The 14,236-nt window shown below is 62.8% G+C and carries 15 protein-coding genes; 1 reads left to right on the plus strand and 14 read right to left on the minus strand.

What is annotated here, in order from left to right; genetic code table 11:
• Positions 1-159: 159 nt before the first annotated feature.
• From ABRP88_RS08115 to ABRP88_RS08160, 9 genes are all read right to left on the minus strand, one after another.
• On the minus strand, positions 160-1,542 hold the full coding sequence (locus ABRP88_RS08115; protein ID WP_349836899.1) for a protoporphyrinogen oxidase: 1,383 nt from the start codon (positions 1,540-1,542) through the stop codon (positions 160-162).
• A complete protein-coding gene (hemE, locus tag ABRP88_RS08120; RefSeq protein WP_284771012.1) occupies positions 1,543-2,577 on the minus strand; it encodes a uroporphyrinogen decarboxylase in 1,035 nt (344 codons plus the stop codon). It lies immediately after the preceding gene.
• 83 nt (positions 2,578-2,660) lie between these two features.
• Positions 2,661-3,215, minus strand: coding sequence for a tellurium resistance protein TerC (locus tag ABRP88_RS08130; RefSeq protein WP_349836901.1), 555 nt, complete (start codon positions 3,213-3,215; stop codon positions 2,661-2,663).
• Positions 3,212-4,081 carry a hypothetical protein gene (locus tag ABRP88_RS08135; protein ID WP_349836902.1) on the minus strand — a complete coding sequence of 290 codons (870 nt, stop codon included), beginning with the start codon at positions 4,079-4,081 and terminating at the stop codon, positions 3,212-3,214. Before ABRP88_RS08135 ends, ABRP88_RS08130 begins: the two co-directional genes overlap by 4 nt.
• A gap of 9 nt (positions 4,082-4,090) precedes the next feature.
• Entirely contained in the window at positions 4,091-5,074 is a 984-nt protein-coding gene (gene hemB, locus ABRP88_RS08140; RefSeq protein ID WP_284623966.1) for a porphobilinogen synthase, read from the minus strand.
• A 29-nt stretch (positions 5,075-5,103) separates the two neighbouring features.
• Positions 5,104-6,780, minus strand: coding sequence for a bifunctional uroporphyrinogen-III C-methyltransferase/uroporphyrinogen-III synthase (locus ABRP88_RS08145; protein WP_349836903.1), 1,677 nt, complete (start codon positions 6,778-6,780; stop codon positions 5,104-5,106).
• Between the two features lie 209 nt (positions 6,781-6,989).
• Complete coding sequence (gene hemC / locus ABRP88_RS08150; protein ID WP_349836904.1) at positions 6,990-7,886, minus strand: hydroxymethylbilane synthase; 897 nt, start codon at positions 7,884-7,886, stop codon at positions 6,990-6,992.
• Positions 7,887-9,221, minus strand: coding sequence for a glutamyl-tRNA reductase (locus ABRP88_RS08155; protein WP_349836905.1), 1,335 nt, complete (start codon positions 9,219-9,221; stop codon positions 7,887-7,889).
• 76 nt (positions 9,222-9,297) lie between these two features.
• Entirely contained in the window at positions 9,298-9,537 is a 240-nt protein-coding gene (locus tag ABRP88_RS08160; protein WP_239268840.1) for a glutaredoxin family protein, read from the minus strand.
• Positions 9,538-9,634: 97 nt separating this feature from the next.
• Between ABRP88_RS08160 and ABRP88_RS08165 the strand changes: the two genes are divergently transcribed.
• Positions 9,635-10,672, plus strand: coding sequence for an HAD family hydrolase (locus ABRP88_RS08165; RefSeq protein ID WP_284785374.1), 1,038 nt, complete (start codon positions 9,635-9,637; stop codon positions 10,670-10,672).
• 75 nt (positions 10,673-10,747) lie between these two features.
• Here the strand turns inward: ABRP88_RS08165 and ABRP88_RS08170 are convergent, their stop codons facing one another.
• The 5 genes from ABRP88_RS08170 to ABRP88_RS08190 all read right to left on the minus strand — a co-directional run bounded on the left by ABRP88_RS08170 (position 10,748) and on the right by ABRP88_RS08190 (position 14,232).
• A complete protein-coding gene (locus tag ABRP88_RS08170; protein ID WP_349836906.1) occupies positions 10,748-11,113 on the minus strand; it encodes a DoxX family protein in 366 nt (121 codons plus the stop codon).
• Positions 11,114-11,324: 211 nt separating this feature from the next.
• The gene (locus ABRP88_RS08175; RefSeq protein WP_003855542.1) at positions 11,325-11,426 is read right to left on the minus strand and encodes a 30S ribosomal protein bS22; all 102 of its coding nucleotides are present in this window, start codon (positions 11,424-11,426) and stop codon (positions 11,325-11,327) included.
• Positions 11,427-11,702: 276 nt separating this feature from the next.
• Complete coding sequence (locus ABRP88_RS08180; protein WP_005276651.1) at positions 11,703-11,891, minus strand: helix-turn-helix domain-containing protein; 189 nt, start codon at positions 11,889-11,891, stop codon at positions 11,703-11,705.
• A gap of 250 nt (positions 11,892-12,141) precedes the next feature.
• Positions 12,142-12,933: a pyrroline-5-carboxylate reductase gene (gene proC, locus ABRP88_RS08185; protein WP_284771003.1), complete on the minus strand. Its 792-nt coding sequence runs from the start codon at positions 12,931-12,933 to the stop codon at positions 12,142-12,144.
• Positions 12,934-13,014: 81 nt separating this feature from the next.
• Positions 13,015-14,232, minus strand: a complete 1,218-nt coding sequence (locus ABRP88_RS08190; RefSeq protein ID WP_284771002.1) for an Rv0497 family membrane protein — start codon at positions 14,230-14,232, stop codon at positions 13,015-13,017.
• Positions 14,233-14,236 lie beyond the last annotated feature (4 nt).

The following is a 14,236-nucleotide window of genomic DNA, read 5'->3' on the forward strand; positions in this document are numbered from 1 at the left end:
AGCCGGTGATGCTTAACCACCGGCAGCACCAACCACCAACTTCGCTAGCTGCAACCGGCGCTGGCTCCCAGTGGAGTCAACTACAGCCGGGGTTAGTTTCAACCAGCGCGGGCTGCAAGTGGTGCCAGTGGCAAGCAGCGTTAATTGCAGCCGCGCGAGCTAGCTGCTGGCGATGCGGGCGGCGGCAGCGCGCGCATCCGCGATGACCGCAGGCACGCCCACGCCGCCGGCCCAGGCACCGGTGACGTCGACGCCTGCGGATTGAGACAAGGCATCGCGCACGGCTGCCGCAGTCTCGAGGTGGGTGGCATCAAAGCGCGGTAGGCCGCCGAACCAACGTTGGGTGAAGATTTCGGCGACGCCAGCAGCGCGGCCGTCGAAGCCGGTCAGGTGTTGCAGGTCATCGAGGGCGTAGTCCACGAGGTCGTCTTCTTCGGCGCGGACGATGGCGTCGTCGCCGAACCGGCCGAACGAGGCACGCACCAGCGCCCCGCCGCGCTCTGCCAGGTGCGGCCATTTGCGCGATGACAGCGTGAATGCCTTTGCGTGCACGTCATCTTGGTCGGTGGCGACGAGGATGCCGGAGTTTTGTGGCAACGCGGTACCGGAGGGATCGGTATCGGAGTCGAATTTGAGGCCCACGACTGCCGATGCCGCCAGCTTCACCCCCTTCAACCGCGTTGCCGCATCCGGAGCCACCTTGGGCAGCAGGCGCGCGGCGGTCGGTGCCGGGGTAGCTACCAGCACGCGGTCGAAGGGCGCAGTATCGCCCGGCGCGCCGGCCAGGCGGAACTTATCGCCCTCGCGTGTGATGCCAGAAATGAATGTGTCAACGAAAATCTTGGCGCGGGATTTTTCGGCCAGGGTCTCATAGAGTTCGGCGTAGCCGCCGCGGAAGGTCTGGAAAACGGGCCCGCCGGCGCTGGGGTTCTCTGCACGGGATTCCTCGAGGGAGCGCACGGCCGCAGAGAGGGTGACGGGGCCGGAGGCGGAGAGGGTATCGAAGGCATCGGCAAGCGTGGGGATGGTGGCGCGCAGGCCCAGGTCATCGGCGGTGCATGAGTACACCCCGCCCAGCAGCGCGGAAACAACGCGGTCCACCAGGTCGCCGCCATATTGTTGACGCACCAACTCACCGACCGAGACGTCGCCGCCCACGGCCCACTCAAAGGGCTGCTCGTTATCGATGCGCCGCACCGTGTCCTCCGAAACCAGATGCGCAACCGGCTCGGAATGCGACGGAATGCCCATCACCCCGCCCTGCGGCAGGGCCTTGAGCTCCCCGCTGTAGACCAGCGAGCGCAAACCTGACGGGTCAACTAAACTGCCGCCCAAGCCGAGGGCGTGGAAGAAGTCCACGGCATCGCGCCGACGGGCGAGGAATGCCTCGGCACCCATGTCGGTGGGGCCGTCATTAAACGGCACGGAATACAGCTTCCCACCGATGCGCCCGGCGGCCTCGAAAACCTCGACGTCGTGATCGCGCAGTTCGTAGGCGGCGGTAAGGCCGGCGAGGCCGGCACCGATGATGGCAATACGCATTTAGCCCTCCTCGTGAATGATGGATACGGCGCGGGTGATGGCCTCCGCGTCGGTAGTGGGCAGCACCCCGTGCCCAAGGTTCCAAATGTGGGTGTCGATATCGCCGCGCTGCTGGGCGCGCTCGACCTCGCCGCGGATGGTGCGCACGGCTTGGCGCACTGCATCGTCGCCGGCAAAAAGCAGCGCCGGGTCGAGGTTGCCCTGCAGCACGCGGGAGCTCACGCGCTGGGCGGCGGCGTCCATGGCCACGCGGTAGTCCACGCCCATGACCTCGGAGCCGGCTTCGGACATCGCCGGCAGCAGCTCGCCGGTGCCCACGCCGAAGTGGATGCGCGGAATATCGACGCTGGCCAGGATTTCCTGCGAATATGGCAGCACGAATTCGCGGTAGTCGCGCTCGTTGAGGTAGCCGGCCCAGGAATCGAAAAGCTGCATGGCATCGATGCCGGCATCGACCTGCACCCGCAGGAAGTTAATGATGGTGGGCACGAGCCGGCGCATGAGCATGTGCCACGTCTCAGGCTCGGCGTGCATGAGCGCCTTGGTGCGCTCGTGGTTCTTGGATGGCCCGCCCTCGATAAGGTAGCTGGCCAGGGTAAATGGCGCGCCTACGAACCCGATGAGCGCTTGGGTCTCGGTCAGCTCGCCGAGGATCCCCGCGATGCCCTGGGCAACTTCGGGCACGTCGGTATCAAGAATAGGCAGCTTGCCGATGTCCCCCTTCTCCCTCACCGCCTTCTCCATCACCGGCCCGCGGCCGGGCACGATATCGACGTTGACGCCGGCTGCCTTGAGCGGGACCACGATATCGGAAAAGAGGATGGCCGCGTCCACGTCATGGCGGCGCACCGGCTGCAGGGTGATTTCTGCGAGGAGTTCCGGCATGAAGCAAGAGTCCAGCATGCCGATGCCCTCGCGGGCGGCGCGGTACTCCGGCAGGGAGCGACCAGCTTGACGCATCAACCACACTGGCGGGCGGGAGGGGGTGCGGCCGAGCGCGGCATCGATAATGGGGGCGCGGTTAAGTCGAGACATACTCCTCATTATGAATCAAAAGTTGGAGCAGGGGCTAATTTGCCGCGCCGCGGGTCTTGCGTTCCCTGTGCGCAAACCAGGCGTCAGTCGCTCCCGTGGAGGCTGCGGTGGGCAATGAACCGGTTGGACTGGGGCCGGAAGAGCAGGACCACCGCGATAAGCAGCGTCACGGCGATCAGTAGCAGGCCGAGACCACCGATACCAAGCGCCAAAGCTGCGATATTGAAAAAGAGGGCAATCGCAATGACGACTGAAATAATGCGGCGCGCCCACTTCGATCCATTGGCGAGTTGCGCGGAAAAGAGCGCCAGAATGATTGCGCCGATGATATTAAATACCGAGACGAATAAGCGGTTCGACCGCACATACTCGGCGATGCGCGAATCCGAGGGCTCCATCTGTTCGCCGCCTCCGCCGAAGATACCGACCATGCCGCTAACCAGCATGATGACGGCTGCAACAACGAGCACCCAATACGCCCACTGGAGAGGGCGCGGCCACACGGACAGGTCTTGTTCCTGGGTGATGTTTTGTACGGGGCGGTTATAGTCGCGGGGGCCTGGGCGTTGATTCTTATCCGCAGCACCGTCGCTTTGACCGTCATCGCGCCGGCCGTGGCCGGGGAACATACTGGTCATCGGTTGTCCTTGTGGTCATCGCCAAGCGATTGCTGGGAGGAAGTTTCCTTACCCCGATCCTTGGCACCCTTCTCCTTGGCTTCCTGCTTTTCGCGCTTCTCACGCTCTTTATCCCGGCGCGCCTGCTCCAGTTCCTTTTCCAGCTCGCGCATTTGCGCGAGTTCGCCAGTGTAGTCGAGGGTGTCGGGCTTAATGGAAAAAATGAGCCCCAATACGGCGGCGACGCCGACCAAGATTTGTACCATGCCGTCAGCGGCAAAGAGCCAGTCGGGGACGTCAGCACCCGTGGGCGTGACCATGAAAGTCAGCAGGATGCGGAAACCGAAGTAAATGGAAAAGGCGAACCAGATGCGGCGCGAGGTGCCCGCGCGTTTTGATGGCCCCGCCAGCGACTTCAGCAAAAAGAGCAGCAGCACCAGCACGCCGATGGCAATGGCAGCCGATAGCGCCACCGACCCATAGGCGGCCATTTCAATTAAGGAGTCCGAAACTTCTTCGCCGTCTTCGCCACCCGAGGTGCTTTCGACCATCTGCTTGGCCTGCGCCATGAGCACATCGTGGTTGAGCAGGGTCAGCACCACATTAAGGATTTGGTGGACGGTCTCGCCGGCGACGACGCCCAGCCAAAGCCACAGCATGTAGACCACGGTCTCGGGGCGCTTGGAACCGCCCTGCGAGCCCTTGCCGCGCTGGTCACGCGGGTCACGCGGGTCACCGGGCTGCGGCGATCCAGGCTGCAGCTTAGGCCGCGATTCTCGTTGAGGCTCTCGCTGCTTATCGCGCTGTGGCCCAGGATTGCCGGCCTGTGGCGACTCGGGCTGCGGCGACTCAGGGCGCGGCGACGGACGAGAAGAAGGCTGTGTCACAAGAATCCTTTACTTGAGCAGGCGTGCGGCTTCGGTGGCGAAGTACGTCAGGATCTGGTCGGCACCGGCGCGCTTGAAGGCGGTGAGCGACTCGAGCATGATGGCCTCGCCATCGACCCAGCCGTTGGCGGCACCGGCCTTGATCATCGCGTACTCGCCGGAGACCTGGTACACGGCGACGGGTACCGAAGAGGTCTCCGCGATTGCGGACAAGACATCCAAATACGGCAGGCCCGGCTTGACCATGACGAAGTCGGCACCTTCCTCGATATCGAGCTCGGCCTCCAAAAGGGATTCGCGGAAGTTGCGCGGGTCCTGCTGGTAGGTGCGGCGGTCGCCCTCGAGGGAGGAGCCGACGGCTTCGCGGAAGGGGCCGAAGAAGGCGGAGGCGTACTTCGCGGAGTAGGCCATGATGGATACGTCATCGCGCCCGGCTTCATCGAGATCAGCGCGGATGGCGGCAACCTGGCCGTCCATCATGCCCGACGGTGAAATGATCTGCGCGCCGGCTTCAGCCTGGGAGCGGGCCATTTTTTGGTAGAGCTGGACGGATTCATCGTTAAGCACGCGGCCCTGGTCATCGAGGACGCCGCAGTGCCCGTGCGAGGTGAACTCGTCGAGGCAGGTATCGGCCATGATGATGAGGTCATCGCCAAATTCCTCCCGCAGGGCGGCAATGCCGCGGTTCAAAATGCCGTCGGGATTCCAGGCCACGGAGCCGGTGGCGTCCTTGTCCTTTTCCAGCGGAACGCCGAAGAGATCCACGCAGGTAACGCCGGCCTCGAGGGCTTCTTCGGTCGCGCGGCGCAGCGAGTCAAAGGTGTGCTGGTACACGCCGGGCATTGAAGAAATCTCATTCGGCTCATCGAGGCCGTCTGCGATAAACATCGGCAGAATTAAGTCCGATGGGCGCAGCGTGGTTTCGGCCACGAGGTTGCGCATCTGCGGCGTGGAGCGCAGGCGTCGGGGGCGGCGGGCAGGAAATGAGCTCATTGGGTACTCCTTAGAGCGAGACTAAAAACTTACGCCTTCTCGACCTTAGTAGTCTTCTTGCGCGCGCGACGCTTCTTGCGGGGCGCGGGCAGGTTACCGGCGGCGCGGAGGGCGGCGACGTGGCTAGCGAGGGCATCGACAAGCGCGGGTACGTCCGCAACATCTGGCACGACATCGACGCGCAGGCCCAGCTCTTCTGCTGCTGCGCTTGCCGATGGCCCGATGCACGCGATGATCGTCCGCTGGTGCGGCTTGCCGGCAATACCCACCAGGTTGCGCACGGTGGAACCGGAGGTAAAGGCCACGGCGTCGAAGCCACCAGTCTTGATCATGTCGCGGATTTCTGCCGAGGGCGGGGCGGCGCGCACGGTGCGGTAGGCCACGACGTCATCGACGTCCCACTGGAGGGCCTGGAGGCCATCGACAAGCGTATCGGCGGCGATATCGGTGCGCGGCAGGAGCACGCGGCTGACGGCATCGATGTCTTCGACGTAATTGGGAAAGACCTCGAGCAGGCCCTCTGCGTTTTGCTTCTTCTTGTGCGGCAAAAGCTCCGGCACCATGCCCTTGGCGCGGATGGCATCGGCGGTCTTGGTGCCTACGGCGGCAAGGTGCACGCCGGCGAAATCGCGGGCGTCCAGGCCGAGCTGGGAAATCTTATCCCACACGGCGGTCACGGCGTTGACGGAGGTAAAGACGATCCACTTGTAGCGGCCTTCGACGATGCCCTTGATGGCGCGGTCCATCTGCGCTGGGTTGCGCGGCGGCTCAATGGAAATCGTCGGCACGTTCTGCGGGATGGCGCCGTAGCCGGCTAGGCGCGCGGACATGGACCCAGCCTGTTCCTTGGTGCGCGGCACCAGCACGCGCCAGCCATAGAGCGGGCGGTTTTCCCACCACGAGTATTTGGTGCGGTCATCGATGCTGCGGCCAAGGGTCACCACCAGCGGGCCGGACAAATCCGCGTCCAGCTTGGCGATGGTCCCCAGCGTCGTCTCGTACGTGTGCTGCAGGCGCGTTGTGCCGTGGACGGTCACAAAGGCCTCGGTTTCCGCCGGCATGCCGCGCTGCTGCAGCTCGGTGGATATCTCCGCGAGGTCTTCCTTGGTGGCCTGCAAGACGATGGGCTGGGTGGCATTGGCGAGCGCGTCCCAGTCGGCGCCATCGGTGACATCGGCCTCCGTGTACGTCGATCCCAGGGCTAGCCCGGCAAAAGACGGCACGGTCGAGGGCAGGGACATGCCCGGCACGACCTGGAATTCCAGGCCCGCGGAAGCCACGGCGTTGATCTCGGCCTTAATGGATTCGCGGTTGAGCGGGTTGCCGGTCACGAGGCGGATGACGTCCTCGCCATCGGCCTCGGCAAGGCACTCGCGCAGCTGGCTTACGATGTCCTCGCCCGGTGCGTAGAGCACCGCGGCGGTCGGTGCCGGCGGGCGGGGCGGCTTGCGGCGCGCGCCCTTGGCCTTGGCATCGGCGCACATCTGCGCGTATTCCTCTTCCGCGGCATCCAGCAGCTCTTGCGGGACGGGCAGCGCGGTGGCGACAGCATCGCGCACGCCCTGCATGACCTGCGGATCGGTCACGGCGATAGCGTTATTGGCCAGAACTTCGCGGGCGCGGACGGTCAGCAGGTCTGGGTTTCCCGGACCAGCGCCCACGAAGACGATCTTGCCCAACTGGGTGTCTGACACAGCATTGCTCATAAAGTTCTTTTCTAGATCTGGGCCCGCGGCACCGCACACGGACATGATCGCCTGCAGTGTTTCTCCCCGCGCCGTCGGTGGGTATCAAGGTCATAACGGCCAAAATCCCAGGCGCTACGTCCTGGGATGCCCTTAAAGGGGGCCGGGTATCATTGCAAAAAATGATCTATGGTATCTACACCTTAAATTATTAGCGCTTAAAGTAGAAATTACTGACCTAGCAGATCGGCCGCGCCTTGGGCGAAAAGCTCATCAGAGACCCGCGCGCCCAACTCCGCCGCTTCCGCTGCGTCCGCCGCAGTGCCGGAGGCGGTGGCGGTCAATTGGCGGGAACCATCCAGCGCAAAGACGCCGCCGCGCACCGTTAATTGATCGCCATTCCAGCGGGACGTGGCGGCCACGGGCGCGGTGCAGCCGGCCTCGAGGCGGGCGAGGACGGCGCGCTCGGCGAGGGCGGCGGCGGTGGCTTGATCATCGACAACAGTATCGAGCGCCGCGGCCGCCTCAGTGCCGGCGACGGCCTCGATGGCGAGCGCACCCTGGGCAGGAGCGGGCATGAATAATTCTGGGTCGAAGATATCGCTCGCCCGGTCCTCGTAGCCGCCGCGCAGCAAGCCAGCATAGGCCAACACCACGGCATCGAGCTCGCCATCGGTCACCTTGGACATGCGGGTATCGATATTGCCGCGCAGCGGGCGGATCTCCAGGTCCGGGCGCAGGGCGGCCAGCTGGGAGATGCGGCGCGGCGCCGAGGTTCCCACCCGCGCGCCCTCCGGCAGCTGCATCAGGCTCATCCCGTCACGGGCGACCAGCACCTCGCGGCTGTCTTGGCGCTGCGGGATAACCAAGCGGAAGCGGTCATCCTCGGCCGTGGGCAGGTCTTTGAAAGAGTGCACGGCGATATCACATTCGCCGCGGTACAGCGCCTCGCGCAGCGCCTGGGTGAATACGCCCACGCCGATGCGTTCGACTGGGGCCATATTGGTATCGCCTGCGGTGGTGACGATGTGGAGTTCGGAATCGAATCCGGCATCGATAAGCCAATCGCGGACGTGTCCTGCCTGGGTGGTGGCAAGCTTGGAGCCACGGGTACCAATCTGGAACATTTACGCCTCCTTATTCAGCGTGGGCAATTCATTGACGGCCACGGCAACGCCGGAGCCTTCTAGCTGCAGGCCAAAGAGTTCCTGCAGGGCATTTTCGCTGCTAAAGCTGCTATCCGATGCCGCCAGCTTCTTCGCCCGCACCGTCGGTTCATGCAGCAGCTTGTCGGCGACGCGTTTGAGGGCACCTTGGACATCGGCAAGCTGCTTGCCCTCTAGCTCCGGGTGCTTTTGCTGCAGGCGAGCCGCCTCGCACTCCACGAGATCCGCCGCGCGGCGGTGCAGGGCGCTAACGGCAGGTGCCACATCGCGCACGCGTTGGGCAGAGGTATAGGCGGCAAGCTCCTCGTCCACGATGGTGCGGGCCTGCTCGTGCGGGTCCGTGCCCGCCGCGACATCAGTCGCTGCCGCCGACAGGGACTTGCTGAGGCGCTCGATATTCACCAGGTCCACGTCATCGATTTCAGTTGCCGCGTCATCGATATCGCGCGGGAGGGAGAGGTCAATGAGCATCAGCGGGTGCGCGGGCGGAATGTCGGACGCGGTAATGGTAAAGCCTTCGGCGCCGGTGGCGGAGATGGCGAGGTGGACATCGGCAAGCGCGGCGGCGCGATCCTCAAAATCCACCACGCGGGTGTGGACCCCGGCCTCCTCAGCGTGGCCGGCAAGGCGCTCGGCGCGCTCGCGGGTGCGGTTGGCAATCACCAGCTCGCCGATGCCCAGCCGACCTGCGTGGGTGGCCGCAAGCGAGGCCATCGCCCCGGCGCCCAGCACGAGTGCGGCCTTACCCTGCAGGTCCTCCGCATTAAGGCGCTGCAGCGCCTGGTCGAAGGCGAAAGTCACCATCGAAACGCCGGCCTTATCGATCTCCGTTTCCGAGTGCACGCGCTTGCCGGCACGCAGCGCGGACTGCGCCAAGGCGTGGATGCGCGGGCCAACCGTGCCCTGCTTGGAGGCGGACTGGTAGGCGGAACGCACCTGGCCGATGATCTGCTGCTCGCCCACCACCATCGAATCCAGGCCGGAGGTAACGGACATAAGGTGCTCGGCGGCGGCGTCGGCATAGCGCACGTAGAGGTAATTGCGCAGCTCTTCCTCATCGACGTGGGAGACATCCTTGAGCACCCGGATGACGTCCTGCACGCCGGTGTGGAAGGAATTGGTCACCGTATAGACCTCAAGGCGGTTGCACGTGGAAATGATCATTGCCTCAGTAAGGGACTCGGCGTCAACCAACTGCCCGCAGGCGGAATGCTGCACCACATCGTCCATGCTCAATTTTTCCAGCAACGCCACGGGTGCCGATTGGTGGGACATTCCCACTACAAGCACGCTCATGCTCCACACTCCTCAACCTTTTGATTGATCGCAATGGTTCCAAAGACTACCCCGCGTGGACGCGGAACCCGAATCGTCAGCGCAGCTCCGCAGCCAACTCTTCGTTATCAACTTCCCAGCAGGCGAATTCTTCTCCGTCTATCACTACAACAGGAACGCGGTCACCGAATTCCATCTCGAGCTCGCGGCTATCTTCCACGTTGCGCACTTCCAGCTGGGCGCCGGCCTCCTGGATAACGGGGGTAATCTGCTCTTTTACCCGTTTACAGGAACCGCAGGTGGGGCGCACCATGAGCTCGACTAGATGCTGGGACATAGGGGCGGGATTCTCCTCATAAGGACGCCGACGGTGGAAACGTTTACTATGGACATATTAGTCCACCCCGCGTTTGCGAAAGCTGTTTATTCCACTCGTGTCCGCTATACCTCCCCCCGGATTCCCCGAATCTCCCCGCGACTTTTTGGCCAATTGGACGGCCTCGCGCGGCAATCTGCGCAACTTCTTAGAAAACCAAGCGCTGGCCCCTTTGGGCGAAAAAGAACAGCGCGCCGCAGGTGAGGCGGCCGCTGCCGCCGCTTTAGAAGAGTTCGGGCTAGAGCTCGAGGACTTCGCCTCCGGCATAGCCTCCGTCTCCGGCTCTTATGACGCCGCAGGCTCCCAGCGCATCACGGACCAGGATCCGGACGTCCCCGTCGATGTCGGCGCCGCCGCCTTTTTCGACGTAGACAATACCCTCGTTCAGGGTTCCTCCTTGGTGGAATTCGGCTTTGGGCTCGCCCGCCGGCGCTATATCCGCATCTCTGAGATACTTCCGGTTGCTTGGAAGCAACTAAAATTCCGCCTCTCTGGCGCGGAGAATGCAAAAGACGTTGCCGAAGGCCGCGCGCAGGCCTTGGAGTTTGTCAAAGGCCGCAGCGTAGACGAGCTCATTGAGCTCTGCGAGGATATTGTCGAAGCCTCACTCGCCCGCCGCGCATATCCCGGCACCACGCAGCTCGCTGAGATGCACCTAGCCGCCGGCCAACAGGTGTGGCTCGTTACCGCTACCCCAGTCCAGCTCGCCCAGGTCTTGGCGCGCCGCTTTGGCTTTACCGGCGCCCTCGGCACCGTCGCGGAGGTAGAAGACGGCAAGTTCACCGGCCGCTTGGTGGGCGATATCCTCCACGGCCCAGGCAAAAAGCACGCCGTGGCCGCCCTCGCTACCATCGAGGGCCTCGATCTGGACCGGTGCACCGCCTACTCCGACTCCGCCAATGACATGCCCATGCTCACCATGGTGGGCACCCCCGTAGCCATCAACCCGGACCGCAAGCTGCGCAACATTGCAGAGAAGCGCGGCTGGATCGTCCGCGACTACCGCTCCATCCGCCGCGCTATTCGCACCTATGGCCTTCCAGCGCTTGTCACGGCCGCCTTTTCCTATGGCGGCTGGCGCTATTTCCGGAAGTAGAAATACAGCCAGCACTGCCGACTCTAAACGGTCGCTCAGCAAATTACTTTCTTAAGCCCGTCGGTGTGGCTATTGCTACCCCATCGCCGCGAAGTTCAACACGAGCACAACCGCACTAAGAATCGTCATCCCGAGGCAATTTACCCAAAACTCCTTACCCACGAAATTCGCCTTGATATGAGCGATAATGGCGAAAATAAAGTAAGCAAGTACGCCGACGGAGACAGTGGTTGTAATCGACGGGTTATTCAAAACGGCTCCGACGATCAAGCCAAGCGCAGCGAGCGCCTTAATTCCGATAAGCACCCACCACCAATCTTGCGGAAAATTGACTCCGCTAAGGCAGCGACTAATGAACTTGGGCGGCTTCACAGAAAGCACGGCATCGCCGATCAAAACGATGGCTAATAAATACGTACCGAATACAGATAAGGACCCCACTCAGGAACCTCCCTTGAAACAGATGCTAAACACATGAAGCATCGCATGACCCAGCTTTTCTGGGTTGAATTGATTCTACAGCTCAAAACAATCGACCGTATGTGGAGAGGTGCAGCGGAGGCACGACCGGAAATCCAAGCTCGGCGTTAAAACCAGAAAACCTCCGCCGCCGCGCTAAGGCACGGTGCGGAGGAATCCTAGGCTATTGGGTTTACTTACCCAACTTACGACGCTGCACGCGGGTGCGGCGCAGCATCTTGCGGTGCTTCTTCTTGGACATGCGCTTGCGGCGCTTCTTGATGACAGAACCCATAACAGGCGTCCTCACTTTCTTTTAGTACGTACTGTGAACCTGCCGGCGCCTGAAACGGCAAAGGTGCACTCTTTGCCACCTTGGCCGCACATATGCGGGCCATCACGGCGTGCCGACACGAATGCGATCCATCTTACCTAGTCCCCAGCGCGTCTCCAAAAGTGACCCCGATGGCGACGCCGGCAAAAGGAAGCGCGCGAGAAAACGAGACAGCGCCCACCACCGCTGACCAAGAGTGGCCAACAGAAGTGGGCGCTGCCTTAAAGGCGCGAGAACCTACGCTCCGTAAACGGATGCCTCGAGGTACTCGTTAACGGCAGACTCGTGAACGCGGAAAGAGCGTCCGACGCGCACAGCCGGCATTTCGCCTGCGTGAACCAAACGGTAGACAGTCATCTTAGAGACGCGCATGATTTCGGCGACCTCCGCGATCGTCAGAAAGGTTCCTTTTTCTTCATTTGCCATAATTATCTAACCCTTCAGCTCGTTACGCGCTGTAGGCTTCCCCTCCCACAGGACTTCACGCACGTGCTCGTCCCAGCCTATCGTGAAACATGTGACTAATGCGACCCAAGTGCCAAATTTTTTCACAGCAGTTGTTCAGTTCACCGCCAAAAGCGCTGCTTAACAACCGCCCCATGACTCTCGGACTGCCCCCGCGTGGTGCGAGGTAACTACACCCCACCACGGGGAACTCGCCGCATTTGGCGGGCTTCTAGCCCAGCTCCTTAGCCTTATCGGAGCACGCCTCGGCGGCGCGGTAGAACGCACCGCGCAGGCCAGACTCTTCCAGCTCGCGCACGGCCGCGGCAGTGGTACCGCCTGGCGAGGTCACACCCGCGCGCAGCTGCGTTGCCGAGCGACCGGAGTTGGCCAACATATCGCCGGAGCCGGCAGCCGCCTGGGCTGCGAGCTTTTCGGCGATATCGCGGGGAAGGCCGAGCTGCACGCCGGCATCGACAAGCGCCTCTGCCACAAGGAAGAAGTAGGCCGGCGAGGAACCAGCCAGGGCGGTCGCAGCATCGATGTTTTTCTCCGGGATGACCGCGACCTCACCAACGGCCTCGAGCAGCTCTCTCACGCCCTGCATCTGGGTCTCAGTAACGTGCTCGCCGGCGGCGCAGGTGCACATGCCGCGGCGCACCAGCATCGGCGTATTGGGCATAACGCGCACAACCGGCACGCCCTCGCCCGCAGCGGCCTGCAGGGCCTCCAGCGTTAGCCCAGCAGCCATAGAGACCACCACGGCGTCCTTGGCTGGGCTAATCTCGCCCAGCAGGTCCAAGATGGCGTAAGGCTTGACGGACGCGAAGATATAGTCCGCGCCGTCCACCGCCTCGGCGTTATCCGTCGTGACATTAACGCCATAGTTGCTCTTGAGCTCTTCACCGCGGGAGGCTGTGCGGTTAGTCACCGTGATATCGGAAGCATTAAAGCCCGATTCCACAAGACCCGAGGTCAAAGCCTCACCGATTTGTCCTCCACCTAAAATTGCAATCTTTGTCATGGTCTCCACAATGCCAAAAATAACGCCACCCGGCTACCTCCACGAAGGAAGCAGCCGGGTGGTTCTCAGCAATTCGCCGGTTTAGAGCATGACCAAAAGCAGTGGGCCAAAGGTCAATATAAGGCCGGTAAGGCCCGCAAGGAACATGGAGAAGCCATCGCGGGCGGTGCGTAGCGCATGCGTAACTCCGACCATAATTGCGGTCACGCCGAGTGCCAAGATGGCCACAACGATGCGCGGGAAGTTATCCCAAAGAACTTCAAAGCCCTTGAAGATAACAATGGCCAAGACAATGCCCACGACCACCATGATGAGGATAGACATGGGGTTGAGCTTCTCGTGCTCTTCGGTAACTTCCTCGTCCCGCACCTGAGACAGCTCGCCGGTATCGTCAGGCTTCTTCGCGGCCGCCACAGGCTTCTGCGCAGGCGCGGCAGCCTTGCCCTTGGTTCCAGCGTCCTTGGCGCCCGCTGCGGTGGCTGCAGCGGCACCTGTCCCGGCAGCGCCAGCTGCGCCAGCTGTTTCTTTAGCACTGGATTCAGCGGCATCAGCGGCGTCCTTCCGCTTGTCCTGCAAGGACTGCGACTTGCCGATGCGCTGCATCACCGCAGTGTCATCTGCGGATGGCTGATGGGACTTCTTCTCGGCGTCCTTTGCGCTCGCCTTGTCCTCCGGCTCCGACTGCGCAGGCTTCTTTCCCTCCTGCGCGTTTGCCTTCTGTGCTGGGGCAGGCTTAGCCGTCGGCTGCGAGGCAGGCCCCGCCGCAGGCTTGGGAGAAGCGGTCGGCCCACTCGGCTTTCCGTTCTTCTTCGGCGCTGGGGACGCGGTGGGAGTACCAGCGGAAGGCTTCTCTGCGGCCGGCTTAGGGGAAGCGGATTTAGGCTGGGACGGCCTGCTTTGCGCAGGCTTGCCGATGCCCGCCTGTCCCGCAGCCGGGTTGCCTGCGGCAGACTTGCCCGCAGTGGACTTGGCGCCAGCAGGCTTAGCACCGGCAGGCGTGGAACCAGCTGGCTTGGAGCTGGTCGGCTTCGCCGTGGCGTTTTTCTCAGCGGCCTGCTCGTCCTTGGACTTCGGCGCCCGGATGACAGGGGCGTCATCGTCGATGGATACGTTGGTGTGCTTCGCCTCAGGCGGGGTGGACTTTACCTTTTTCAGGCTGCCGGTGAGCTCAGCAACGGATACGCCGCCCTCATCGAGGCTCCGCCGACGGCGGCGAGAGGTCTTCTCGTCCTTGTCCGTGCGGTCCTTCTTATTGCGAGCCAGCAGCTCGGCCACGGTCAACTGTTTTTCGTCAGCCATGATC

The sequence above is a fragment of the Corynebacterium sp. KPL2734 genome, assembly GCF_040225595.1.
Taxonomy (GTDB): domain Bacteria; phylum Actinomycetota; class Actinomycetes; order Mycobacteriales; family Mycobacteriaceae; genus Corynebacterium; species Corynebacterium rhinophilum.